24 protein-coding genes are annotated in these 24,556 nt (G+C 70.1%); 17 read left to right on the top strand and 7 right to left on the bottom strand.

Annotated elements, in window-relative coordinates; genetic code table 11:
• Nucleotides 1–37: 37 nt before the first annotated feature.
• Nucleotides 38–676: a nitroreductase family protein gene (locus tag AC1DWP_RS04125; RefSeq protein WP_477613167.1), complete on the bottom strand. Its 639-nt coding sequence runs from the start codon at nt 674–676 to the stop codon at nt 38–40.
• A 127-nt stretch (nt 677–803) separates the two neighbouring features.
• Here AC1DWP_RS04125 and AC1DWP_RS04120 point away from each other — a divergent pair, with 127 nt between their 5' ends.
• From AC1DWP_RS04120 to AC1DWP_RS04095, 6 genes are read left to right on the top strand one after another with little or no spacing between them, the layout of a single operon-like run.
• Nucleotides 804–1,343 (top strand): RNA polymerase sigma factor, encoded by a 540-nt coding sequence (locus tag AC1DWP_RS04120; RefSeq protein WP_477613166.1) that lies wholly within the window; start codon nt 804–806, stop codon nt 1,341–1,343.
• A complete protein-coding gene (locus tag AC1DWP_RS04115; protein ID WP_477613165.1) occupies nt 1,340–2,788 on the top strand; it encodes a beta propeller repeat protein in 1,449 nt (482 codons plus the stop codon). The genes AC1DWP_RS04120 and AC1DWP_RS04115 overlap by 4 nt, the downstream gene beginning before the upstream one ends.
• 55 nt (nt 2,789–2,843) lie before the next feature.
• On the top strand, nt 2,844–5,510 hold the full coding sequence (locus tag AC1DWP_RS04110; protein ID WP_477613164.1) for a bifunctional acetate--CoA ligase family protein/GNAT family N-acetyltransferase: 2,667 nt from the start codon (nt 2,844–2,846) through the stop codon (nt 5,508–5,510).
• Between the two features lie 60 nt (nt 5,511–5,570).
• Nucleotides 5,571–6,236 (top strand): DUF5998 family protein, encoded by a 666-nt coding sequence (locus AC1DWP_RS04105; protein WP_477613163.1) that lies wholly within the window; start codon nt 5,571–5,573, stop codon nt 6,234–6,236.
• A gap of 46 nt (nt 6,237–6,282) precedes the next feature.
• On the top strand, nt 6,283–7,431 hold the full coding sequence (locus tag AC1DWP_RS04100) for an alkaline phosphatase family protein (protein ID WP_477613162.1): 1,149 nt from the start codon (nt 6,283–6,285) through the stop codon (nt 7,429–7,431).
• 11 nt (nt 7,432–7,442) lie between these two features.
• The gene (locus tag AC1DWP_RS04095) at nt 7,443–8,117 is read left to right on the top strand and encodes a thymidine kinase (protein ID WP_477613161.1); all 675 of its coding nucleotides are present in this window, start codon (nt 7,443–7,445) and stop codon (nt 8,115–8,117) included.
• Between the two features lie 43 nt (nt 8,118–8,160).
• Here AC1DWP_RS04095 and sepH read toward each other — a convergent pair whose 3' ends face one another.
• Nucleotides 8,161–9,402, bottom strand: coding sequence for a septation protein SepH (gene sepH / locus AC1DWP_RS04090; RefSeq protein WP_477613160.1), 1,242 nt, complete (start codon nt 9,400–9,402; stop codon nt 8,161–8,163).
• A 127-nt stretch (nt 9,403–9,529) separates the two neighbouring features.
• Here sepH and AC1DWP_RS04085 point away from each other — a divergent pair, with 127 nt between their 5' ends.
• From AC1DWP_RS04085 to AC1DWP_RS04075, 3 genes are read left to right on the top strand one after another with little or no spacing between them, the layout of a single operon-like run.
• Entirely contained in the window at nt 9,530–10,165 is a 636-nt protein-coding gene (locus tag AC1DWP_RS04085) for a trimeric intracellular cation channel family protein (protein ID WP_477613159.1), read from the top strand.
• Between the two features lie 4 nt (nt 10,166–10,169).
• Nucleotides 10,170–11,297, top strand: a complete 1,128-nt coding sequence (locus tag AC1DWP_RS04080) for a ferrochelatase (RefSeq protein WP_477613431.1) — start codon at nt 10,170–10,172, stop codon at nt 11,295–11,297.
• Nucleotides 11,282–12,169: an inositol monophosphatase family protein gene (locus AC1DWP_RS04075; RefSeq protein ID WP_477613158.1), complete on the top strand. Its 888-nt coding sequence runs from the start codon at nt 11,282–11,284 to the stop codon at nt 12,167–12,169. The genes AC1DWP_RS04080 and AC1DWP_RS04075 overlap by 16 nt, the downstream gene beginning before the upstream one ends.
• A 33-nt stretch (nt 12,170–12,202) precedes the next feature.
• Here AC1DWP_RS04075 and AC1DWP_RS04070 read toward each other — a convergent pair whose 3' ends face one another.
• Nucleotides 12,203–12,388 carry a hypothetical protein gene (locus AC1DWP_RS04070; protein ID WP_477613157.1) on the bottom strand — a complete coding sequence of 62 codons (186 nt, stop codon included), beginning with the start codon at nt 12,386–12,388 and terminating at the stop codon, nt 12,203–12,205.
• 346 nt (nt 12,389–12,734) lie between these two features.
• Here AC1DWP_RS04070 and AC1DWP_RS04065 point away from each other — a divergent pair, with 346 nt between their 5' ends.
• From AC1DWP_RS04065 to AC1DWP_RS04045, 5 genes are all read left to right on the top strand, one after another.
• The gene (locus tag AC1DWP_RS04065) at nt 12,735–13,034 is read left to right on the top strand and encodes a DUF4193 domain-containing protein (RefSeq protein WP_056920802.1); all 300 of its coding nucleotides are present in this window, start codon (nt 12,735–12,737) and stop codon (nt 13,032–13,034) included.
• 84 nt (nt 13,035–13,118) lie between these two features.
• Nucleotides 13,119–13,613 carry a dUTP diphosphatase gene (dut, locus tag AC1DWP_RS04060; RefSeq protein WP_477613156.1) on the top strand — a complete coding sequence of 165 codons (495 nt, stop codon included), beginning with the start codon at nt 13,119–13,121 and terminating at the stop codon, nt 13,611–13,613.
• Nucleotides 13,614–13,662: 49 nt separating this feature from the next.
• Nucleotides 13,663–14,424 (top strand): DUF3710 domain-containing protein, encoded by a 762-nt coding sequence (locus AC1DWP_RS04055; protein WP_477613155.1) that lies wholly within the window; start codon nt 13,663–13,665, stop codon nt 14,422–14,424.
• An 8-nt stretch (nt 14,425–14,432) separates the two neighbouring features.
• Complete coding sequence (locus tag AC1DWP_RS04050; protein ID WP_477613154.1) at nt 14,433–14,852, top strand: OB-fold nucleic acid binding domain-containing protein; 420 nt, start codon at nt 14,433–14,435, stop codon at nt 14,850–14,852.
• Nucleotides 14,842–15,561 carry a DUF3159 domain-containing protein gene (locus tag AC1DWP_RS04045; RefSeq protein WP_477613153.1) on the top strand — a complete coding sequence of 240 codons (720 nt, stop codon included), beginning with the start codon at nt 14,842–14,844 and terminating at the stop codon, nt 15,559–15,561. The genes AC1DWP_RS04050 and AC1DWP_RS04045 overlap by 11 nt, the downstream gene beginning before the upstream one ends.
• Before the next feature lie 40 nt (nt 15,562–15,601).
• Here AC1DWP_RS04045 and AC1DWP_RS04040 read toward each other — a convergent pair whose 3' ends face one another.
• A complete protein-coding gene (locus tag AC1DWP_RS04040) occupies nt 15,602–16,285 on the bottom strand; it encodes a potassium channel family protein (RefSeq protein WP_477613152.1) in 684 nt (227 codons plus the stop codon).
• A gap of 26 nt (nt 16,286–16,311) precedes the next feature.
• Entirely contained in the window at nt 16,312–16,980 is a 669-nt protein-coding gene (locus AC1DWP_RS04035; RefSeq protein WP_477613151.1) for a potassium channel family protein, read from the bottom strand.
• A 55-nt stretch (nt 16,981–17,035) separates the two neighbouring features.
• Between AC1DWP_RS04035 and AC1DWP_RS04030 the strand changes: the two genes are divergently transcribed.
• The 3 genes from AC1DWP_RS04030 to acnA all read left to right on the top strand — a co-directional run bounded on the left by AC1DWP_RS04030 (nt 17,036) and on the right by acnA (nt 23,346).
• Complete coding sequence (locus AC1DWP_RS04030) at nt 17,036–19,069, top strand: APC family permease (RefSeq protein WP_477613150.1); 2,034 nt, start codon at nt 17,036–17,038, stop codon at nt 19,067–19,069.
• On the top strand, nt 19,066–20,364 hold the full coding sequence (locus tag AC1DWP_RS04025; protein WP_477613149.1) for a class I SAM-dependent RNA methyltransferase: 1,299 nt from the start codon (nt 19,066–19,068) through the stop codon (nt 20,362–20,364). Before AC1DWP_RS04030 ends, AC1DWP_RS04025 begins: the two co-directional genes overlap by 4 nt.
• A 174-nt stretch (nt 20,365–20,538) precedes the next feature.
• On the top strand, nt 20,539–23,346 hold the full coding sequence (gene acnA / locus AC1DWP_RS04020; protein WP_477613148.1) for an aconitate hydratase AcnA: 2,808 nt from the start codon (nt 20,539–20,541) through the stop codon (nt 23,344–23,346).
• 89 nt (nt 23,347–23,435) lie between these two features.
• Here acnA and AC1DWP_RS04015 read toward each other — a convergent pair whose 3' ends face one another.
• The gene (locus AC1DWP_RS04015; protein ID WP_477613147.1) at nt 23,436–24,008 is read right to left on the bottom strand and encodes a DinB family protein; all 573 of its coding nucleotides are present in this window, start codon (nt 24,006–24,008) and stop codon (nt 23,436–23,438) included.
• A 138-nt stretch (nt 24,009–24,146) separates the two neighbouring features.
• Nucleotides 24,147–24,434, bottom strand: coding sequence for a hypothetical protein (locus tag AC1DWP_RS04010; RefSeq protein ID WP_477613146.1), 288 nt, complete (start codon nt 24,432–24,434; stop codon nt 24,147–24,149).
• Nucleotides 24,435–24,556: the final 122 nt, after the last annotated feature.

The raw sequence follows: 24,556 nt of genomic DNA, 5'->3' as shown, positions 1-24,556 counted from the left end.
CGCACGGCGCGGGGAACCCCCCAATCTTGTCCCACGCCTAGACGGGGCCTGCCCCCGACTCGCCGCCGAAGTGCCCCCAGTGCACGACCTCGGCCACCTCGCGGCGCGGCCGGGTCCGGCTGGAGCCCTCGGTGCGGCGCAGCTCGTGGCCGAGGGCCACGACGCCCACCAGCCGCCGGTTCTCCGGTATGCCGTGGGCCCGCCGGACCGCTTCGTGCCGCGCCGGAGGGATGCCGAAGAACAGGGCCCCGAGGCCCTGGTCGACGGCGGCGAGCAACATGAGCATGGCCGCCATGCCCGTGTCGACATCCCAGTAGGGCACCGGCCACCTGGTCGGGTCCCGGTCGGTCCAGCCCTTGTCGGGCTCGGCATACCGGTCGAGGTAGGTGTCGGGGTCGGAGAGGCACAGCACGAGGATCGGAGCGGACGACACCCCTGCCAACCAGCCGTCCGGGGGCGCGCCGGGCGGCAGGTCCGGGTCACGGGTGGCGTCCCAGAACCGGCGCCGGTCCTGGTCCTCGGCGAGGACGACGAAGTCCCAGCCCTGGCTGAAACCGGCGCTGGGAGCCCGCTGCGCGGCATACAGGACCGCCTCCAGGGCGGTGGGCGTGACCGGTCGGTCCGGGTCGAACCGCCGGACCATGCGGCGCCGCCGGATCACCTCTGCGAACTCCATGGGCCCATCCTGTCGTGGGGATCCGCCGTGGCGGTCGGGGGACCCGCACAGGCGGCTGCAAGACTGGCCGACGAACCCACCGCCCGAGCACTGCCAACCCGGGGCCGTCCTGCGGCGTCCACGAGGCATGACGACCATGGCCGCGGTGGCACTCACGGGAGGGGTGGCAGTGCCGGCGCGAGACCGCGTGGACGTGGAAGCGTCCGTTCGTGAGATCTACGACGTGCACTACGCACGCCTCGCCGGGTGGACCGCCAAGCTGGTCGGCGACACCGACCTGGCCCACGACCTGGCGACCGAGGCCTTCCTCAAGCTGTTCCGTGAGTTCGACCGGGTGGACGACCCGAGGCCCTGGCTCTACACCGTCACTGCCAACCTGGTGCGCGACCACTGGCGCAAGCGGGGGCGCGAGGCCGTCGCCTACCAACGTCACGAGGCTGGTCGCGACGACTTCACGACCGACGCCGACCACGCCACCAGGCTGACCGTCCGGGATGCCGTCGAGGCACTGCCGGACCGGCTGCGGGTGGCCGTGATGCTGCACTACTTCGCCGACCTGCCCGTGGCCACCGTGGCCCGGCAGCTCGACAAGTCCGAGGGAACGATCAAGCGAGACCTGTTCGACGCGCGCCAGCGGATGGCGAAGATGCTGGGAGAGATTCGATGAGCCCCGACCTGTCCGACCTGCCCGGCGCCGGGGAGCAGCGCGACCCCGTCGCGGACTTCTTCGCACGGGAGCGCGCCGACATCCGGGAGCTGCCTGCGGGGACCGACCGCTGGGAGGCGATCGTCGTCGAGGCCTCCCGGCCCCGCCGTCGCCACCTGATGCCCTACCTCGCGGGTGCCGCCGCAGTCGTCCTGGTCGGTGGTGTCGTCTGGGGCACGGGACGAGGACCGGGCACCGACCAGGCAGCCGACACCGCCAGCAGCACCTCGCCCGTGTCGACCGTCACGGTCTCCGAGACCGTGCGGCCGTCGGTCGTGGTGCCGCCGCCGTCGCAGGGGTCGTCCGGCGCCCCCAGCACGCCGGTCGGCCCGACCTCCCAGCCTGCCCCGAAGTCGTTCGGCATCGTGTCGATGTCCAATGCCGGCGGCAAGCACCTCTACGCCCTGGGATCGGCGACCTGTCCCAAGGGTGAGTGCACCGCCGTCATCGCTTCCGACGACGACGGGGCCACGTGGACGACCCGGGCCTCCTTCGAGACGCTCACGACACCCGGTGCGCGGACCACCCCCGATCGCGCCAACCAGCTGGTCGGGATCCGGTTCGCCAACGACAGGGTGGGCTACGTCTACGGCAGCAAGACCCTGCGCACCGCTGACGGTGGCCGCAGCTGGACCGACGTCGACGTCCGCGGCCGCACTGTCCTCTCGCTGGAGACGGACGGCACGCAGGTCTGGATGGTCACCGCCCGATCCTGTCAGCACGGCGCCGTCACCGACCCGCGTGGCTGCGTGGGCCTCCAGCCGCGCACCGGGTCCATCGGGACGACCGGCACGGTGCCGGTGCAGTTCTCCGGGATGCCGGTGGCCGGGGAGAACGCATGGATCACGATGGACGGGTCCGACGCCTACTACAACGTCACCACGACCACCCCGACGGTGACCGGTCGGGCGATGCGTCTCACCGGGAACCTCGGAGTGCTGCCGTTGCCGAAGGGGTGTGCCGACGCCCAAGGACTGTGGGTCTTCGCAACGGCCAACACCCGGGGCACGCTCCTCGGCGTCTGCCCTTCGGCCATGAAGCCGGCGGAGGAGTATGCCCTCGCTGTCTCCGGCGACCACGGTGCCACCTGGAGCACCCGCCCGGCCCCCGGTCTGGGGCGACCGTCCATGGCCGGCATCTGGCTGACCGCGACCGATGCCACGCACCTCGTGGCGGTTCGCCAGGGACTGCCCTCCAGCGCCGGAGTGGCGGACGAGTCCACCTCCCTGCTCACCAGCGGAGACGGCGGCGTGACCTGGACTCCTGTCAGGCTCGGCACAGTGGGGTCACCCACGTGGGCCGGAGCGGCAGGTGGTGGCCTGGTCTACGCCATCACGGGCGGGCTGGAGTACTGGAAGAGCGGCAACTCGGGCGCGACCTTCGAGACCGTCTCCCTGCGCAGGTAACCGCGAGTTCGGTCCGCCCCGTCATGGCCCATCCACGGCATGACATGCTTTCGCCATGAGTGAGGCCTCGGCGCTTCCAGCCGGCTATCCGGCAGAGTGGGAGGCCGACGTCGTCCTGCGGGACGGGTCCGTGGCCCACCTGCGGCCGATCACCCCGAGCGACGTCGACGCCGTCCACCGGTTCCACGCCGGCCAGTCCGACGAGTCGATCTACATGCGCTTCTTCGCGCCGCTGCGCCAGCTCAGTGACCGCGACGTCACCCGGTTCACCAACGTCGACTACCACGACCGCGTGGCCCTGGTGGCCACCGTCCGTGGCGAGATCATCGGCATCGGCCGCTACGACCGGATCACCCCGACAAGCGCCGAGGTGGCCTTCAACATCTCCGATCTCTACCAGGGCAAGGGGATCGGCTCGGTGCTGCTCGAGCACCTCGCAGTCATCGCCTGGGAGGCAGGGGTTGAGGAGTTCACCGCCGAGGTGCTGCCGCAGAACCGCAAGATGATCTCGGTGTTCTCGGATGCCGGCTACGAGGTCAGCCGCCACTTCGCGGACGGTGTCGTCTCCCTGACCTTCAAGATCCAGCCCACCGAACGCTCCGAGGCCGTCCGGCTCTCGCGCGAGCACCGGGCCGAGTCGGTGAGCATGCGCTCGGCGCTGTTCCCCGACTCCATCGCCGTGGTCGGGGCCAGCCGCCGGTCCGACTCGATCGGTCACCACATCCTCACCAACCTGATGTCGGCCGGCTTCAACGGCGTCGTCCACGCCGTCAACCGCGAGGCGATGGAGGTCCTCGGGCTCCCCGCCCACGCGCGGGTGTCCGACATCCCGGACGAGGTCGACCTCGCGATCGTCGCCGTTCCTGCCGGGGAGGTGCTCGACGTCGTCGCCGACTGCGCCGAGGCGGGGGTCAAGACCCTGCTGGTCGTCAGTGCCGGGTTCGCCGAGTCCGGCCCGCAGGGGGAGGAGCTGCAGTCCCAGCTCCTGGCCGCTGCCCGGGAGTCGGGCATGCGGGTGCTGGGACCCAACTCGTTCGGCGTGATCAACAACGACCCGGCGGTCCGGCTCAACGCCTCGCTGGCTCCCGAGCTGCCGCCATCCGGTCGGTTGGGACTGTTCGCCCAGAGCGGTGCCCTCGGGATCGCGGTCCTCGCCTCCGCCGCCCGCCGAGGGCTCGGCATCTCGGTGTTCGCCTCCGCCGGCAACCGGGTCGACGTCTCGGGCAACGACTTCATGCAGTACTGGATCGACGACCAGAGCACGGACGTGGTGGGCCTGTACCTCGAGTCGATGGGCAACCCGCGCAAGTTCTCCCGCATCGCCCGGCGGCTGGCCTCGACCAAGCCGGTCATCGTGGTGAAGTCCGGCGTCTCGTCCTACGGCGTCCCGCCCGGGCATCGGGCCGGCTCGACGAGGGTCCGCCCCGAGGCCTTCGACGCGATGCTGCGCCAAGCGGGGGTGATCCGGGTGGAGAACGTCCACCAGATGTTCGACGTGGCCCAGCTCGTCGCCCACCAACCGCTGCCGCGAGGCAACCGGGTGGCCATCGTCGGCAACTCCGATGCCCTCGGGGCGCTGACCGCAGAGGCCTGCATCAGCTGGGGGCTCGACGTCGCCCACGGCCCGGTGTCGTTGCCGAGCGAGGCCCGTGGCGAGCAGTTCGCGGAGGCTCTCGCCGATGCGTTCGCCGACCCGGAGGTCGACAGCGTCCTCACCTGCTTCATCCCACCGCTGGTGACTCCCGACGAGGACGTTGCCACGGCGGTTCGCGACGCATCAATGAAGAACGAAAAGCCCTGTCTGGCAACGTTTCTCGGCATGCGCGGTGTTCTCGAGAGACTGTCCGGCAACGCCATTGACGGGCGGCCCACAGTCGTACCCGCCTACGCGATGCCCGAGGACGCCGTCCGCGCCCTCGCCGCCGCGACGAGGTATGCCGAGTGGCGGGCACGCGACCGCGGCGTAGCGGTCAGTCCGGCGGGTATCGACCGCGAGGCCGCAGAGCTCCTCGTCGAACGCATCCTCGAAGAGTCACCCGAAGGCCGACGGCTCACCCTCCAGGAGGTCACCGAGCTCCTGGCCGCCTACGGGATCGAGGTGTGGGGCAGCGTGCCCGCTCGCACGGTCGACGATGCCGTCGCCGCGGCGGGGTTGATCGGCTATCCGGTCGTCATCAAGTCGGTCGCACCGCTCATGCGCCACTCGCCGGGACTGAGCGGTATCCGGGTCGACCTTCGCACCGAGGCGCAGCTGCGCGAGGCCTTCGACGGGCTCAACGAGCGGCTGGCCCCGATGTCGGCCAACTCCTTCGTCGTGCAACGGATGGCCACGCCTGGCGTGTCGTGCGTGGTTCGGACCGACGAGGACCCGTTGTTCGGTCCGGTCGTCTCGTTCAGCATCGCCGGTCCGCCGACCGAGCTGCTAGGGGACATCGGTCATCGCATCCCGCCGCTGACCGACGTGGACGTGTCCGACCTGATCTCGTCGGTCAAGGCCTCACCGATGCTGCACGGCCACCGCGGTGCCGCCCCCGTGCACCGCGCCGCCCTGGCCGACCTCATCGCTCGCGTGTCGGTGCTCGCTGACAACCTGCCCGAGGTGTCCAGCCTCGTCCTGAACCCCGTCAATGCGCAGGTCGGGGGCGTCGACGTGCTCGACGCCGAGGTCACCGTGGCACCGACCCCGCGCCGCAAGGACCCGGGGCGTCGCACCCTCACCTAGACAGGCTGACTCGCGACCTGGCCGGAGCGCGGTGCGCCTCCCTAGGGCAAGATGGCACCCATGGGCTCCACCTCACCCCAGAATGCCGGCTCACAGAGCGCCGCCTCACCGGGTGCCGCTGCACAGGGCGCCGCCTCCAACGGCGCTTCCGTACCGCCGGCACCGCTACCCGTCGACCTCACGCGGGCGATCGAGCGGGCCGGCTACTACCCGGCCCTGGTGGCGGACGTCGTCCACGCTGCCCTGGGTGGCGAGGAGGTGGTGTCCCACCTGGTCCACCAGGAGACGACGTTCGACCACGACGTGGTTCGTCGCCACATCACCGTGCTCGCCCTCACCACCTCGAGGCTGGTGATCGCGCACGCAGACGACCACACCGACGAACGCCCGGGCCACGAGGACGTCGCCACGGCCACGACCGAGAGTGTCCCGTTGTCGGCCGTGCGCGGGGTGATGATCACCCACGTGGTGGCCCGCCCCCAGGAGTACCAGCCCGGATCCCTGGGCCGTGAGATCACGCTCACGCTGGGTTGGGGCGCCGTGAGCCGCATCGACCTGATGCCGGCCACCTGCGCCGACCCGGACTGCGAGGCCGACCACGGCTATGAGGGCAGCGTCGCCTCCGACGACATCTCGCTGCGGATCAGCGCCGACGCCGAGGGCGAGCCGGCCCTGCAGCAGGCCCTCAGCTTCGCCCGGGAGCTGTCGGCGAGCATCGGCAGCTGACGTGCCCCTCCCTCCCGAGGTCCGGCCCAAGGCGATGCCCTAGCCGATGCCACACGCGGGACTGCTCCCACCCCACTACGACGAGTCCGGGCTGGCCGGTGTGCTGCCCGCCGTTGCCGCGAGCCTCGGTGTCCGCAGGTATGCCGACCAGGCCCACCTCGCGCTGCCGGAGGCGCGTCGCGCAATCGTCGTCCTCGTCGACGGCCTCGGCTACGAGCTGATCAGGCGACGCGGCGGACACGCTCCCTTCCTGCGCTCGCTGCTGCCCGCGGCATACCGCATCACGGCCGGCTTCCCGGCCACGACGGCGACGTCGATGGGGACGTTCGGCACCGGCCTGCCCCCGGGGTCGCACGGGCTGCTCGGGTACGAAGTCCTGGTGCCCGGTGAGGACCGGCTGGTCAACGAGCTCTCCTGGGAGGACGGTCCCGACCCGCTCACGTGGCAGCCACAGGAGACCGTGTTCGAGGTCGCCGAGGCGGCCGGGGTGTCGGTCACCCGGGTCGGGCCGGGCTTCTTCGACGGTTCGGGCCTGACGCGAGCGGCGTTGCGCGGCGGGAGGTTTCGAGCGGCTGACACGCTCGCGGACCGTGTGGACGCCTCGCTCGAAGCCGTGCGCTCCAGCGCCCGTGGGCTGGTGTACCTCTACTGGGGCGAGCTCGACAAGGTCGGCCACGTGTTCGGCTGCCAGTCCTGGGAATGGGGTGACGAGCTGGAGGCCATCGACGCCGAGCTCGGTCGGCTGGTGCGATCGGTGCCCAGCGACACGGCCGTGTACATCACCGCGGACCACGGCATGGTGGACGCCCCCCACGCCCTCCGGATCGACCTGGCGCACGACGAAGAGCTGGCCGCCGGCATCCGGCACGTGGGTGGCGAGCCACGCGCCCTCCAGCTCTACTGCGAGGACGGGGCGGCCGCTGACGTCGCCCAGACCTGGGCGGCCCGGGTGGGGGAGCGCGCCTGGATCCGGACGCGCGAGGAGGCAACCCGAGAGGGCTGGTTCGGGCCGGTCAGCGACGTGAACCGGCCACGCATCGGCGACCTGGTCGTGGCGATGCGGGACAACTTCGCCATCGTCGACTCGCGTCGCGCCAGGCCACAGCTCCTGGCGCTGCTCGGGCTGCACGGCTCGCTGACGCCCGAGGAGTCCGCCGTGCCGTTGTTCCATGTCGCAGCGCGCGACAACGCCTAAGGTGTCCTCTCGTGGCTGAGCTCGTCTTCTTCTCCGGGACCATGGACTGCGGCAAGTCGACCCTTGCCCTCCAGATGGACCACAACCACCAGGCCCGCGGCAGGTCCGGCCTGATCTACACCAAGCTCGACCGCGCCGGGACGGACGTGCTGTCCTCGCGGCTCGGGCTGTCCACGGCCGCCCACGAGGTCAGTGACGACCTCGACTTCTGGGATGCGGTGGTCGAGCAGGCCACGAGCGGGCTGCGCGTCGACTACCTCATCTGCGACGAGGTGCAGTTCTACACCCCTGCGCAGGTCGAGCAGCTCGCGAAGCTCGTCGACGAGATGGGCATCGACGTGTTCGCCTTCGGCATCACGGCCGACTTCCGCACCCAGCTGTTCCCGGGGTCGCGCAGGATGATCGAGCTCGCCGACCAGGTCCAGGTGCTCCAGGTGCAGGCCCTGTGCTGGTGCGGCCGTCGTGCCACCCACAACGCCCGCGTGGTGGACGGCGTGATGGTGGTCGAGGGCGAGCAGGTCGTCGTCGGCGACACCAAGCCCGGCAGCGAGACCCTCGTCGAGTACGAGGTGCTCTGCCGCCGCCACTTCATGCGCCGGATGAACTCGGCCGCCGCCCGTGCGGCTGCGGCCTCACCCGACGTCCTGCCGTTCGACCTCGACGTCTGCCCGGTCCCGCAGGGCTGAGTGCCGCTCCCGCAGGGCTGAACGCTGTTCCCGGACCACGCCCTCAGTCGCGCGGCTTGGCCCCGAACATGACGTCGTCCCAGCTGGGGACGCTGCGGCGAGCGGGCCTCTTGGAGGCCCCGGCAGCCCCGGCGGCTGCCTTGCGGGGTGCCCGGTCCTCCCGCGCTTCGTCCTGGTCCTGGTCGTGGTCATGGTCATGGTGTGCCTCGGCGCGCTCACGCGGTGCCTCGACCTCGGGCTCGGCGTCGACGTCCAGGTCGCCGCGCGCGTTCGCTTCGGGCCCCTCGCCCAGCTCGGGCCCCCTGTCCGCCTCCGACGGGACGACAGCCGGCAGCACGTCGTCGCCGATCGCGCTGTCCGGGTCGTCGAGGGGGTGCGGACCCTTGGCTCCCGGCGGCGGCGGCATCGACTCCGGGTCGTAGGCGAGGTCCTCGAGGGGGAGGGCGTCGTGGCGGGGTGCATCGTCGACGGGGGTGTGGGTCGGGGGGTTCTTCCGTCGACGGGGCCGGCCACGGTGCGAGGCACGCTCACGCATGGCCGACATCAGGTCCAGCGGTTCGTCGGTGGAGGAGGACGACCCACCGCGGGGGGCCGGGTGGCGGGCCGACCCGACGCCGCCTTCGGCCTCGACGTCGTAGACGGTCGTCGTGCGGACCGGTGCGGACACGAGGTGGGGAGCCGGGAGCGGGGAGGTGGTCCCGGAGGCGTCCTCCTCGCTGAGCCAACGGGCCTCGTCGTCAACGGCCGCGACGGTACGCGCCGGCACGTCGAAGGACCAGCGGGCCTGCCGCTCGCGGCCACCGGCGGGAAAGGTGAGGATGACGGTCCAGTCGCCTTCGGTGCTGCGAGCCGCGTCCCACTCCGCCGCGCCGGGGTCGACCCCTCGTCCGGACAGCCGCTGGCTCACCCGGGCGGACAGGGTCGGTGCACTGGCACCGCTCGCGCTGCGCCCGCGCAGTCGCACGGCGCGGGCCAAGCCGGCGACGTACTCACGTTCGGCCAGGATCGGGCCCTCGTAGCGGCGCACCTTCTCGACCGGCCAGCCGGACCGTCCCGCGACCTCCTCGGCCGACAGGCCACCTCGGATCAGTGCCTGGACCTCGCGGGGACGCATGCCTCCGTCGATCTCGATCTGCAGCTGACCCAGCCGAGGCCGGTCGCGACGAGCAGCTGCGCGCAGTGGTTCGTCGAGCTGGACACGGAAGTGTTCCCCCTCGGAGTCGGACAGCAACAGGTGCTGGCCGTCATCCTGCACTCCGATCAGCCGCAAATCCCGCATTGCCATCGTCTCCAGTATCGGCGTGGTCTCCCGTATCGCCCTCGCTCGTGGATCGGGCACCGTGCTGCTGACTCTGCCATCCCCGAGGTCGAGGCGAAAGCGCCCACGCCGCAACGGTAGTTTTGACCTCGCGATGCTGACCTTCGACGCACACCTCCAACTGGCACTCGACCTCGTCGGGGTGTTCGCCTTCGCGCTGTCCGGCGGCCTGGTGGCGGTGAAGAAGCGCCTCGACCTCTTCGGCGTGCTCGTCCTGGCCGGTGCCGCAGCCCTCGGGGGCGGCGTCATGCGCGACATCCTCATCGGCGCGCTGCCGCCGGTGGGCATCTCTGACTGGCGACTCCTCACGTCCGCGCTGGTCGCCGGGCTCGTGACGTTCCTCTACCACCCGGGCGTGGAACGGATCTCGCGCTTCGTCCGGGTGCTCGACGCAGCCGGACTGGCGGTGTTCGCCATCGGCGGCTCGCTCAAGGCGCTGGGTGCGGGAATGGACCCGCTCACCTCCGTCTTCGTCGGAGGCATCACCGCGGTGGGCGGGGGCATCGTCCGCGACGTGCTGGCCGGCCAGGTGCCGGAGGTGCTGCGTCGCGAGATGTACGCGCTGCCGGCCCTGCTCGGCTCGGTCCTCATCGTCACGGCCCACCACTTCGACGCCATCAACCCGTTCGTCATCTGGGGGTGTGTCGCCCTCGTCTTCGGTATGCGGATGGTGGCGGTCGTCCTCGACGTCCACGCCCCCAAGCCCCTTCGCACTGGAGACCACACATGAACGGCTGCCTGACGTGACCACTGACCCAGGACCCCTCGAGCCCTACGACGGCATCCTCCTGCTGTCCTTCGGTGGACCGGAGAAGCCCGAGGACGTGCTGCCGTTCCTGCGAACGGTGACCGCAGGCAAGAACATCCCGGACGAGCGGCTCGAGGAGGTCGGGGAGCACTACTACGGCTTCGGCGGCCGCAGCCCCATCAACGACCAGAACCGAGCGCTGCTGGCCGCGTTGCGCGCCGAGCTGGACCGGCGCGAGATCGACACCCCGATCGTCTGGGGCAACCGCAACTTCACCCCCTTCACGGCAGAGGCACTGGCGCAGGCGCACGACCAGGGCCTGCGGCGCCTGGTCACCGTCGTCACCAGTGCCTACTCGTCCTACTCGTCCTGCCGGCAGTACCGCGAGGACCTGGCTGCCGCGCAGCAGACGGTGGCCGACCTAGGCATGACGATCGAGCTGGACAAGGTCCGCCCCTACTCCAACCACCCGGGCTTCGCCCGCGCGAACACCCGGCTGGTCACCGAGGCAGTGCGCGCTGTCCTGCGCGACGGAACGCCGGCTGCCGGGATCCGGTTGCTGTTCGTCACCCACTCGATCCCAACTGCGATGGACGACACCTCCGGACCAGGTGACTCCGAGGGCAACGCCTACAGCCGACAGCACCTCGCCCTCGGGGCCGCCATCGCCGACGAGGTCAACGCGACCCTCGACACCGACCTCACCGGGGAGCTCGTCTTCTGCTCCCGATCAGGCCCCCCGACGCAGCCCTGGCTCGAGCCGGACGTCAACGACCGCCTCGAGGAGCTGGCACAGGACGGGGCCACCGTGGTGGTGGTGGCGCCCATCGGCTTCGTCTCCGACCACATGGAGGTCGTCTACGACCTCGACACCGAGGCTGCCGCCACGGCGCAGCGGCTCGGGCTGCGCCTCGTGCGTGTGCCCACGGTGGGTGTCGATGCGGAGTTCGTGTCAGGACTGGTCGACCTCGTCCTGGAGAGAGCCGCCCAGGCGCGCGGCGAGGAGCCGGCGACACCCGTGTGGCCCGGTCGCGAGGCGATGCCGTCCACCTGTGCCCCGGGGTGCTGCCCCAACCTGCGCGACCCCAGGCCGGCCCTGTGCGGGCGGGACTGACCATGGGCCTCCACGCACCGGACGCCGCGATCCTCGAGGCCCTCGAGCGCCTTGCCGTCGAGGTGTGCCTGGAGGCGGGGCGACTCGTCGTCGACGAACGTCCCGCCAACCTCAGCGTCGCCAAGACCAAGAGCACAGCCACCGACGTCGTCACGATCATGGACCAGCGGGCTCAGGACCTGTTGCGCTCCCGGCTGCACGACGCCCGGCCCCAGGACGGTTTCCTCGGCGAGGAGGAGGGCGGCACCGATGGCCGCTCGGAGATCACCTGGGTGGTCGACCCCATCGACGGCACGGTCAACTACCTCTACGGCATCCCTTCGTATGCCGTGTCCGTGGCCGCCGTCGTCGGTGACCCGACCACGCCGGGGGCGTGGCGACCGGTGGCCGGGGCTGTCGTCAACCCGGTGACCGGTGAGCTGTTCCACGCCCGGGTCGGCGCGGGGTCGTGGCTTCGGGTGGGCGACTCGACGGGGACCCGACTGGAGATCGGTAACCCGCCCCAGCTCGGTCACGCCCTCGTCGGCACGGGTTTCGGCTACGACCCGTTGCGTCGCGACTGGCAGGCCCGCGTGCTGCTCGAGGTCCTGCCGCAGATCCGCGACATCCGCCGGATCGGAAGTGCCGCGCTCGACATCTGCTCGGTCGCCGCGGGGGGCCTGGACGGCTACTACGAGCGGGGGCTCAACCCGTGGGACATGGCCGCGGCGTGGCTGGTGCTCACCGAGGCCGGAGGCGTGTTCTCGGGCCTCGGCTCCGAACCACCCAGCGAGGCGATGGTGGTCGCCGCGGCGGCCACGCTGCATACCGAGCTGCACGAGGTGGTGCTGCGCGCGACCGAGCTGGCCGGCTCCGAGGTCACCGGCGGCTAGCCCCCGGAGTGCCCTGGAGGGCCTGACAGCTGGTCAGGCTGCGCTGTAGTTGGTGAGCTCGGGGATGCGCAGGCCGTGCTCGTCCGCGAGGCGGGCCAGGCTCTCGAGCTCGGCTTCACGGACGGTGGCGAGGTAGTCGTCGCCGGACTCCTGGGCTGTGCGCAGGGACTGTGCTGCGCGGGCGGCGCGCTGGGTGATCTCGGTGTGGAACTCGGTCATCGTGCACCCCTCTCTTCGTCATTTCACGAGTCGGGTCGGCCGGGCCGGAGGTGAGGACTCTACGGGTACACCCGGCATTCGTGGGAGTTGGGGCTGCCCGATCTAGGTGAATCTTGGGTGAACCCAGACCTGCGCTTGGCCGCGGCTTGGCACGTCCCGCAGGGGTCGCGAGAGGCACTGGAGGGCCGAATCTGGACCCGATGGTGACGTGGCGCCCCGGATAGGGCACAATCCCCGCCTGCGGTGGGCACAAAACCGCAGGCACCAGCGTTAACACCGGCGACTCGTCTTTCCGATGCACGGGGAGACACAGATCACCGACACAACAGGGAGAGCGACAGCGACCATGGCGACTGACTACGACGCGCCGCGCAAGACCGACGACGAGCTGTCCGAGGACTCGATCGAGGAGTTGAAGTCCCGCCGCGTCGACAAGAGCGCGTCCAGCGTGGACGTCGACGAGACCGAGCAGGCCGAGGGCTTCGAGCTGCCTGGTGCGGACCTGTCCGGTGAAGAGCTCTCGGTGCGGGTCATTCCGCGCCAGTACGACGAGTTCACCTGCTCACGGTGCTTCCTCGTGCACCACCGCAGCCAGCTCGCTTCCGAGTCCGGCGGCCAGATGGTGTGCCGGGAGTGCGCCGCGTAGGTGAGCGGTGACACCGTGAGCCGCCCCCCGGGTGACACGATCCGTGACACGGGGACGATCGGTGCCGAGATAGGGTCAGTCCACGTGACTGGCCCTTCTCTCGTTCCCCCGTCGACGGTCCCGGTCGGCGTGCGCCGCCTCGACGCCGGGCTGCCACTTCCGTCCTACGCCCACCCCGGCGATGCAGGAGCGGACCTGTGCGCCGCCGCCGACCTCACCCTCGAGCCGGGGGAGCGCAGCCTGGTCCCCACCGGGGTGGCACTGGCGATCCCGGACGGCTGGGTCGGCCTCGTCCACCCCCGCTCCGGCCTGGCGGCCAAGCACGGGATCAGCATCGTGAACGCCCCGGGCACGGTCGATGCGGGCTACCGGGGCGAGATTCTCGTCAACCTGATCAACCTCGACCCGCGTGACGCCTTCACGGTCCGTCGTGGCGACCGCATCGCCCAGCTGGTGGTCCAGCAGGTCGCGCGGGTGGAGTTCCTCGAGGTTGATTCGCTCGAAGCCACCTCACGGGGCGACACTGGACACGGTGCCAGTGGCGGCTTCGGCGACCACACCCAGACAACGAAGGACTGACACACCAGTGGGCATTTTCCGACGAGGCAAGAACACCGACGCGGCTGACGTGGAGGACCTTGACCAGCCCGTCGACGAGACGGTGGAGGAACCGGTCGACGCGACCGTTGACGACTCCGTCGACACGGTCGAGCGGCCCGGGGCCCAGGGGCCGTTCGACTCCACGGAGGTCGACGTCGACGGCGACGGACGGCTGGACCTCGGTGCCCTGCGCATCCAGGGGGTCCCGGGCATGGAACTGCGTCTGGAGGTCGACGAGGCGGCCAACCAGGTGGTCGGCGCCACTGCCGTCATCGGTGACTCCGCGGTCCAGATCCAGGCCTTCGCCGCGCCCAAGACGTTGGGCATCTGGGACGACATCCGCGCCGAGATCGCCGAGTCGATCCTGGCCCAGGGCGGCACCGCAGACGAGGCCCGCGGTCCGTTCGGCACGGAGCTGCGCACCAGAATGCCCTCTGCCGGGCCTGACGGGCGCACCGTCTTCGCCCCAGCCCGTTTCGCCGGGGTGGATGGACCCCGATGGTTCCTGCGGGCGGTCTTCTCCGGCCGTGCCGCCATCGAGGACGAGGCGGCGGCGCCCCTGCTGGAGGTCGTGCGGAGCACCGTCGTCGTCCGTGGCGACGCCGCGATGGCGCCCCGCGAGATGCTGTTGCTCAAGCTTCCTGAGCAGATCGAGGTGCCTGAGGTCGACGGTGCCCAGGCCGGTGGTTCGCCGGCCGACGTCGACAGTGCCGACGCGCAGCGGGCATCCGGACACGTCGACGACCTCAAGCCCTTCGAACGGGGTCCCGAGATCACCGAGGTCAGGTAGGACACATCATGGCCACCAAACAGCCCAGCACCGTCGCGCAGCATCCTGCGCACGGCCGCAAGTCGGCGTTGTCCCGGCTCGGGGAGCGGCTCACCAAGTCGGTCACCCAGATCGAGGCCGACGAGCTCAAGGAGGATGCCGCCCGGATGGGCTGCACCCCCATGTCCGACCTGTTGGACCGCCAGGAGGCGACCGTGTCGGGCACGGTACGTGCGGTGACCCTGCGCCCCCGCGTCAACGTCCCTGCGCTGGTGATCGACCTCTACGACGGCAGCCGCACCATCAACCTCATCTGGCTGGGGCGGCGGACCATCGGAGGCATCCAGCCGGGCACCTACCTGCGCGCCCACGGACGGGTGACCTACAGCCGCGGCATCCCCACGATCTTCAACCCCTCCTACGAGATCGTCCCGCTGCGTGCCCACTGAACTGAGCTCCGGCGCCACCGTCGAGGAGCTCATCCGCCATCGCCTGTCGACCGCCCTGGGTGGTTGGCGCGGCTCCGTGGAGACGGCCCTGCCCACTGTGGCCTTCGTCGTCCTGTGGGTGTGGCGCCAGGACCTGACGACGGCCATCGTCGCCTCGGTGGTGGTGACCGTGGTCCTTGCCGTGGTGCGGATCGTGCAGCGGCAGAGCCTCCAGTACGTCCTCTCGGCCGTGTTCCCCACGGCCATCGCGGCCTTCTTCGCCCTGCGCAGCGGTCGCGCCCAGGATGCCTTCCTGCCCGGCATCATCTGGAATGCCGTGATGCTCGCGGTGGCGACCGTGTCCGTCGCGGTCCGGTGGCCGCTGGTCGGCTTCATGGTCGGCGCCGGTGACCCGCGGATGGCCGACGACCCGGTCGGCTGGCACCGCGACCGCGGGCTGGTCCGGGTCTGTCAGCGGCTGACCCTGGTCCTGGTCGGCCTGTTCGTCCTGCGGTTGCTCATCATGGTGCCGCTCTACCTGGCGGAGCAGGTGGCCCTCCTGGGCGTCGCGAAGGTCGTCCTCGGGTGGCCCCTGTGGCTGGCAGGCGTCGGCGTGATGGGCCTGTTGCTGGTCAAGGGACACACGCCGCCAGAGCTCGACGACGGGACGATGGACGACTCCGAGACGCAGGAGCCCGTCGCGTCGGACGAGTCAGAGCTGCGAGCCTGAGCCGGCCGAGCACCCGGGCGACCGAGCGCGGGGGCTCAGGTCACTCCTCGCCGCGCGGGACCCGCTGACCCGGGCTGAGCATCGCCTCGAGCTCGTCCTCGAACTCGGGCGTCGAGATGAACAGCAGCTCGTCGTGCGGCTCGAGCGAGTCGTCCCTGCTGGGGGCGATGGGGTGGTCCTCGCGGATGATCCCGACCAGCACGGTCTCTCCCGGGAACGCCACGTCACCGACCCGCTTGCCGGCATACGGGCTCTCGGGGGGCAGGGTCAGCTCGACCATCGTGGCCTTGCCCTGCTGGAACTGGAAGATGCGGACGAGGTCACCGACGCTGACGGCCTCCTCGACGAGCGCGGTCATGAGGCGTGGGGTGGACACCGCGACGTCGACACCCCAGGCCTCGTCGAACATCCACTCGTTCTTGGGGTTGTTGACGCGGGCGACCGTGCGCGGCACACCGAACTCGGTCTTGGCCAGCAAGGAGACCACGAGGTTCACCTTGTCGTCACCGGTCGCCGCGACGACCACGTCGCACTCGGCCAGGCCGGCCTCGTGCAGGGCCGTGATCTCACAGGCGTCGGCGAGGAGCCAGTTGGCATCCGGGATCTTGCTTGCCTGGACGTCCTTGCGCTCCCGGTCCATGAGGAGCACCTGGTGGCCGTTGTGGAGGAGCTCGCGGGCGATCGAGCGGCCCACGCTGCCTGCCCCGGCGATGACGACGCGCATGCTTCTTCCTTACGGCTCGGTCTGGCTCAGTGCTCGGTCACGAGGGGCGGTGAGTCAAGGGTGCGCTCGACGGAGGCGAGCTCGCTCGCGAGGCTCGCGAGGTGGAGGAGGTCTCCCTCCTGGAAGACGCTGTCGGTCCCCGGCAGGATCGCGGCACCCAGCCGCGTCAGGTAGGCCGCTCGGCTGCCGGTGGCCTCCTCGAGCTCACTGATGCGGTGGCCCACCCAGGCGGGGTTGACCGTCACCTCTGCGATGACGACGTTGCCGGAGGGGTCGACGAGCTCGGGGACGTGTCCCTGGGGAAGCAGCCGGCGCAGCATCTGGTCCGCCGTCCACTTCACCGTGGCCACGGTGGGTATGCCGAGCCGCTGGTAGACCTCGGCGCGACCGGGGTCGTAGATGCGCGCGACCACGTGCTCGACACCGAAGGTCTCGCGGGCCACGCGGGCCGCGAGGATGTTCGAGTTGTCACCACTCGAGACAGCCGCGAACGCGTAGGCGTCAGCGATCCCGGCTTCGTGGAGGGTGTCCCGGTCGAACCCCACGCCGGTGACCCTGCGACCCTCGAAGGCGGACCCCAGCCGACGAAAGGCCGACTCCTCCTGGTCGATGATCGCGACGTCGTGGCCCTGGCTCTCGAGGCTGAGCGCGAGGGAGGAGCCCACTCGGCCGCAGCCCATGATGACGAAGTGCACGACGCCGACGCTACACCGCGGCCTCCGGCGTCCGCAGGGCGCCGCGCAGCCGTGGATGGCGCGCCCTAGAGTGTTGGCCGTGCCCACCTCTGGACGTGTCGTCAAGCGCGTGCTCGTCGGACGCGCGATGCGCAGTGACCGTCTGGGCGAGACGCTGCTCCCCAAGAGGCTCGCCCTCCCGATCTTCGCGAGCGACGCGCTGTCGTCGGTCGCCTACGCGCCGGACGAGATCTTCCTGACCCTGGGACTCGCAGGCGGCTTCCTCGCCCTGACCCACTCGTGGCAGATCGGGCTGTGCGTGGTCGGCGTCATGCTGGTCGTGGTCGCGTCCTACCGACAGAACGTCCACGCCTACCCCTCGGGTGGTGGCGACTACGAGGTGGCCACCACCAACCTCGGGCCGAAGGCTGGTCTGACGGTGGCCGCGGCGCTGCTGGTCGACTACGTGCTGACGGTGGCGGTGTCGATCTCCTCGGGTGTCCAGAACGCCGCGGCCGCGCTGCCGTTCATCCGCGGCCACGAGGTGATCGTGGCGGTCGGCCTGGTCGCGTTGCTGACGGCCATGAACCTGCGTGGGGTTCGCGAGTCGGGCAAGGCGTTCGCCATCCCGGTCTACGCCTTCATGGCGAGCGTCCTCGGAATGGGCGTCGTCGGGCTGGTCCGGGAGGTCGGCGGGACGCTGCCCCAAGCCGAGAGCGCCAGCCTGACCCTCGCCCCGGAGAAGGGCTTCGCGTCGCTGGGCAGCTTCGCCATGATGTTCCTGCTCCTGAGGGCCTTCTCCTCGGGCTGTGCGGCGCTCACGGGTGTCGAGGCGATCTCCAACGGCGTTCCGGCCTTCAAGAAGCCCAAGTCCCGGAACGCCGCGACCACGCTGCTGCTGATGGGGCTGGTCTCGATCACCATGTTGATGTCGATGCTCGTCCTGGCGAAGTGGACCGGCATCAAGTTCGCCGAGGACCCCCACACGCAGCTGCTGAAGCCGGACGGTCGGCCAGTCCCCGCCGACTACGTCCAGGACACGATCATGGGGCAGGTGTCCAAGGCGGTGTTCTCCGGCTTCCACCCCGGCGTGATCATCGTCTCGATCGTCGCGGGGCTGATCCTCATCCTGGCCGCCAACACGGCCTTCAACGGCTTCCCGGTGCTGGGCTCGATCCTCGCCAAGGACGGCTACCTGCCCCGCCAGCTGCACACCCGCGGCGACCGGCTGGCCTTCTCCAACGGCATCCTCATCCTGGCTGGTGCCGCCGCGCTGCTCATCGTCATCTACCACGCCGAGGTCACCAAGCTCATCCAGCTCTACATCGTCGGTGTCTTCGTGTCGTTCACCCTCAGCCAGACGGGCATGATCCGGCACTGGAACCGGCACCTGCGGCTGGAGCGCGACGGCGCGGAGCGGCGCAAGATGATGCGGAGCAGGGTGATCAACGCGATCGGCGCCACGATGTCCGGGGTGGTCCTCGTCGTGGTGCTGCTCACCAAGTTCGTCCACGGCGCGGGCTACGCCATCGCCGCGATGATCGTGATCTTCTTCATCATGCTGCGCATCCGCAAGCACTACGAGCGGGTTCGCGACGAGCTGCGCCTCAGCGAGGACGACCTCGACGCCCAGCTGCTGCCGAGCCGCGTGCACGCGATCGTCCTCGTCTCCAAGATCCACAAGCCCACCCTGCGCGCGCTCGCCTACGCCCGCGCCACCCGGCCGTCCAAGCTCGAGGCCATCACGGTCAACGTGGAGCCGGATGAGACCAAGGCGCTGCAGGAGGAGTGGGACCGCCGCGACATCCCTGTGCCCCTCAAGGCACTGGACTCGCCCTATCGCGAGATCACCCGTCCTGTCGTCGAGTACGTCAAGTCCCTGCGGTCCGGCCATCCGCGGGACGTGGTCGTCGTCTACATCCCGGAGTACGTCCTGGGCAAGTGGTACGAGCAGGTGCTGCACAACCAGAGCGCCCTGCGGCTCAAGGGCCGGCTGCTCTTCACACCCGGTGTCATGGTGGCCAGCGTCCCGTGGCAGCTGGCCTCCTCCCAGGGGGCAGAGGAGCGGTTCGACGGCCCGACCGCGGGCTCGGTCCGACTCGGCCAGTGAGCGCTCCTCCGACCACACCAGCTGCCCTCGCCGTCGGCGACGTCGTGGTGCTCGACATCGGCCCTGTGGCCCATGGCGGCTTCTGCGTGGCCAGGCACGAGGGCCGGGTCGTGTTCGTCCGTCACGCGTTGCCGGGGGAGCGCGTCCACGCGCAGGTCACCGAGGCGCGCGAGGGTCAGCGCTTCGTGCGGGCCGACTGCGTCGAGGTGCTCGAGGCCAGCCCGCACCGGGTCGTCCCGCCCTGTCGGTATGCCGCGCCGGGACTGTGCGGCGGCTGCGACTTCCAGCACGCAGAGCTTTCCTACCAGCGCGAGCTCAAGACCGCTGTCGTCCGAGAGCAGTTCTCCCGGCTCGCCAAGCGGGACGTCGACGTGGCCGTCGATCCGCTGCCGGGCGACGATGCCGGACTCGGGTGGCGCACCCGGGTGGAGTTCGCCGTCGACGACGCCGGTCGGGCCGGGCTGAGGGGGAGCCGGTCCCACGATGTCATTCCCGTCGAGTCCTGCCTCATCGCGGACCCCCGCGTCCTGGCGACCGGTGTGCTGGCCAAGGACTGGTCCGGCGAGGTGGCCGTCGACGTCGCGGCACCGTCCGAGGGCGAGGCCGTCGTCGTCCCCGTCCCCTCCGGTGAGGCGGATGCTCCAGTCGTCACGGAGCGCGTTGCAGCACAAAGCTTCTCGGGCAGCTTCGAGGTGTCGGCTCGCGGTTTCTGGCAGGTCCACCCAGGGGCGGCCGCGACTTTCGTCGACACCGTGACCGACATGCTCGCCCCCCAGCCGGGTGAGACCGCACTCGACCTGTATGCCGGGGTGGGACTCTTCGCGGCGGCCCTGGCCGAGCGCGTGGGGGAGTCGGGCAAGGTCGTCGCCGTGGAGTCCGACACCGAAGCCGTGGCCTCGGCGGCGGGCAACCTCGCGGCATACCCGTCGGTGGTCGTGGTGCGGGCGCGAGTGGACGACGCGTTCGGTGTGCCACGGGCGCACCGATCGGGCCCCGCGCGCAACCGCGCACAGCGTTCGCGCAAGCTGCGGCGGCACCCCTTGCTGCCTCTGCGCGCAGACCTCGTCGTGCTCGACCCGCCACGCACCGGAGCCGGCCGCGCCGTCGCCGCCCAGGTGGCGGCTCTGGGGCCCCGGGCGATCGCCTACGTCGCCTGCGACCCCTCGGCGCTGGCGCGGGACACAGCATTCCTCGCTGAGGAGGGGTACCGACTGGGCGAGCTCCGGGCCTTCGACGCCTTCCCGATGACCCACCACGTCGAGTGCATCGCCCTGTTCGAGAGGGCCGGTGCGTGATGCCGGGAAGCCGGCCGGCACGGGCTTGCACTTTCGCTGCGCTCGCCCGTGGAGCAGGATCAGGCACAGGCCTGACCGACGTGATATCTTGACGTCAAGATAAATCGGGTGCGCATCGAGCACGACCTGGTGCAGCCTCACAGCAACGATCCCAGAGCATCGAAGGAGCAGGCAGTGGCCAGCACGAACAGCTTCAACGCCCACGGTGAGCTGAAGGTCGGTGACAACTCCTACGAGGTCTACCGACTGAGCGCGGTCGAGGGCAGCGAGACCCTCCCGTACAGCCTGAAGGTGCTGCTGGAGAACCTCCTGCGCACCGAGGACGGTGCCAACATCACCGCGGACCACATCCGGGCCCTCGGCGCCTGGGACGAGAGCGCCGAACCCGACACCGAGATCCAGTTCACCCCCGCCCGCGTCCTCATGCAGGACTTCACGGGGGTGCCCTGCATCGTCGACCTGGCCACCATGCGCGAGGCAGTGGCCGACCTCGGCGGCGACCCGGCCAAGATCAACCCCCTGAGCCCGGCCGAGATGGTCATCGACCACTCGGTCATCATCGACGTCTTCGGCCGCGCCGACGCCTTCGAGCGCAACGTGGAGATCGAGTACCAGCGCAACGGCGAGCGGTACCAGTTCCTGCGCTGGGGCCAGACGGCGTTCGAGGACTTCAAGGTCGTGCCGCCCGGCACCGGCATCGTCCACCAGGTCAACATCGAACACCTCGCGCGCACGGTGATGGTCCGCGACGGTGTGGCCTACCCCGACACCTGCGTCGGCACCGACTCGCACACCACCATGGTCAACGGGCTCGGGGTGCTCGGCTGGGGCGTTGGTGGGATCGAGGCCGAGGCGGCCATGCTCGGCCAGCCCGTCTCGATGCTCATCCCGCGCGTCGTCGGCTTCAAGCTGTCCGGGTCCATCCCCGCCGGTGCGACCGCGACCGACGTGGTCCTGACCATCACCGAGCAGCTGCGCGCCCACGGCGTCGTCGGCAAGTTCGTCGAGTTCTACGGCGAAGGCGTTTCGGCCGTGCCACTGGCCAACCGCGCCACGATCGGCAACATGAGCCCCGAGTTCGGCTCGACGTGTGCGATCTTCCCGATCGACGACGTGACCTTGGAGTACCTGCGCCTCACCGGCCGTTCCGACGAGTCGGTGGCGCTCGTGGAGGCCTACGCCAAGGAGCAGGGCATGTGGCTGCACGCCGGGCCCGACCAGCCCGAGGCGCGCTACTCCGAGCGGCTCGAGCTCGACCTTTCGACGGTGGTCCCCTCGATCGCCGGCCCGAAGCGCCCGCAGGACCGCATCGCGCTCACCGACGCCAAGGACGCCTTCCGCAAGGTGCTTCCCACCTACGTCGCGCACCACGAGGGCGACGCCGGTGCGGCCACCAGCTTCCCCGCGAGCGACCCCTCGCCGCAGGGCAGCACCGACGGCACCAACGGTGGCGACAAGCCGGCCTATGAAGGTGACGGCGCGGGTCGACCCACCAAGAGGGTGAGCGTCACCTCGGCAGAGGGAGCCACGTTCGAGATCGACCACGGCATCGTCTCGATCGCCTCGATCACGAGCTGCACCAACACCTCCAACCCGTCGGTCATGATGGCTGCGGCAATGCTCGCCAAGAACGCCGTGGACCGCGGGCTGACCGTGGCGCCGTGGGTCAAGACGTCGATGGCACCGGGCTCCAAGGTCGTCTCGGACTACTACGAGAAGGCCGGCATGTGGCCCTACCTCGAGAAGCTCGGCTTCCACCTCGTCGGCTACGGCTGCACCACCTGCATCGGAAACTCCGGACCCCTCTCGGACGAGATCTCCGCGGCCATCAACGAGAACGACCTGGCCGTGGTCTCGGTGCTCTCGGGCAACCGCAACTTCGAGGGCCGGATCAACCCGGACGTGAAGATGAACTATCTCGCGTCGCCGCCGCTGGTCATCGCCTACGCCCTCGCCGGGACGATGGACTTCGACTTCGACGCCGAGCCGCTGGGCCAGGACACCGACGGCAACGACGTCTTCCTCAAGGACCTGTGGCCGACACCGGACGACGTGGAGCGGACCATCACCGAGAGCATCAACAAGGAGATGTTCACCAGCGACTACGCCGACGTGTTCGCCGGCGACGAGCGTTGGAGGTCGCTGCCGACGCCCGAGGGCAAGACCTTCGACTGGGCCGACGACTCGACCTACGTGCGCAAGCCCCCGTACTTCGACGGCATGACCATGGAGACCACGCCGGTCTCGGACATCTCGGATGCACGGGTGCTGGCGAAGCTGGGCGACTCGGTCACGACCGACCACATCAGCCCGGCCGGTTCGATCAAGGCCGACAGTCCCGCCGGGACCTACCTCGCCGAGCACGGCGTCGACCGCAAGGACTTCAACTCCTACGGCTCACGACGCGGCAACCACGAGGTGATGATCCGCGGCACGTTCGCCAACATCCGGCTCAAGAACCTCCTGCTGGACGGCGTCGAGGGCGGCTTCACGAAGACCTTCGTCGACACTGCCTCCGCGAAGGCGGGCGAGCAGACGACGATCTACGACGCCTCGGCCGCCTACCAGGCAGCGGGTGTGCCGCTGGTCATCCTGTCGGGGAAGGAGTACGGCTCGGGCTCGTCACGGGACTGGGCTGCCAAGGGCACCCGCCTGCTGGGCGTGCGCGCTGTCATCGCCGAGTCCTACGAGCGCATCCACCGCTCCAACCTGATCGGCATGGGCGTGATCCCGCTGCAGTACCCGGCGGGGCAGTCCGCGGACTCGCTCGGCCTGGACGGCACGGAGACGATCTCGATCTCGGGCATCACCGAGCTCAATGAGGGCCGGACACCCAAGACCGTCAAGGTCTCCGCCGTCCGCGAAGGCGCCGACCCGGTGGAGTTCGACGCGGTCGTTCGCATCGACACCCCCGGTGAGGCCGACTACTACCGCAACGGTGGCATCCTGCAGTACGTCCTGCGGTCGCTCGTCAACAGCTGAGTCCCGCTGCGCTGCAATCGTTTTCGGTATGCCGCGTGAGCGCCGTCGAGGCCCGGTCGCCATCGTGGTGACCGGGGCCTCGTCGTTGGTCAGCCCATCGTCTTCTGGCCGTCGAGGGACTCACGGATGACGTCTGCGTGGCCGGCATGCTGCGACGTCTCGGCCAGGATGTGCAGCACGGTCCGGCGAACCGACCAGGTCGCCCCCGGCTCGAACCACGGGGCCTTGGGCAGCTCGTGGACCGTGTCCAGGTCGAGCGTCAGGACGAGCTCGTCGGTGTGACGGGCAACCTCCTCGTACCGGGCGAGCTCACCGGCGAGCGTCTCACCGTCGAGCATTCGGTGGGAGTCCGCGAAGGCGGCCACCTCGGCCGGCGGGTTCGCCCAGTCGATCGACGCCCAGTCGATCTCCGGCGCCGAGCCGCTGCCCTCGACCATGAAGGTCGCCCACTGCGCCTCGACGTCGGCGACGTGCTTGACGAGCCCGCCCAGGGTGAGCTCGCTGACGGTCGTCCGGGTGCGCGCCTGGTCGTCGGTGAGCTCCTTGACGGCGAAGCGGAGGAAGCCACGATGCTTGCGCAGCGCCTCCAGCAGGTCGGCGCGTTCTCCCGAACCTGCGTTCGACGAGGGGGCGGTGGGAAGGGTCTCTGTTGTCTGGCTCATGAGTTCAGGCTAGGGCGGGATGCGGTCAGTTCCTGACCTCAATTCCGGCGTCACGAGGGTGCCCCTGGTTGCGGAGCCCGGTGAGCCATGATCCACTGAAATCAGGTAGACACCTTGAGCCGGGGAGCTTGGGGACGACTACATGCGGGGGACGGGGCGCATCAGCAGCCTGTTGAGGCTGTTCGTCTGCGCTGCCTTCTTGTGCCTCGCCTGGGTCCTGTTCTCCTCCGTGCGGGCCGACGCTGCTGAGCGTCCCGCACCCGCCTCGGCAGCTGCGCTCATCGCCTCGGTGGAGAAGCCGGTGAGCACGACCTCGGACAGGGTGGACGCCGCCGCACAGTCGCTGAAAGCCGTTGGCGCAGCCGTCCCGGCGCTCGAGGCACCTGTGGTGGTCGTCGCCGACGCTGTGGTGACGGTGTCGGACACGGTTCCCGTCGTGGGGCGAGATCCACTCGTGGACGTGCCACTGCCCGACCTGTCGAAGGCTCCGTTGCCCAAGAAGCTACCTGTGTTTCACGTCCCGGATCCAGAAGTGGCGATCCAGGCTG

This window comes from Pedococcus sp. P2_F6, from assembly GCF_056403675.1.
This window is presented reverse-complemented; position numbering and strand designations above follow the sequence as displayed.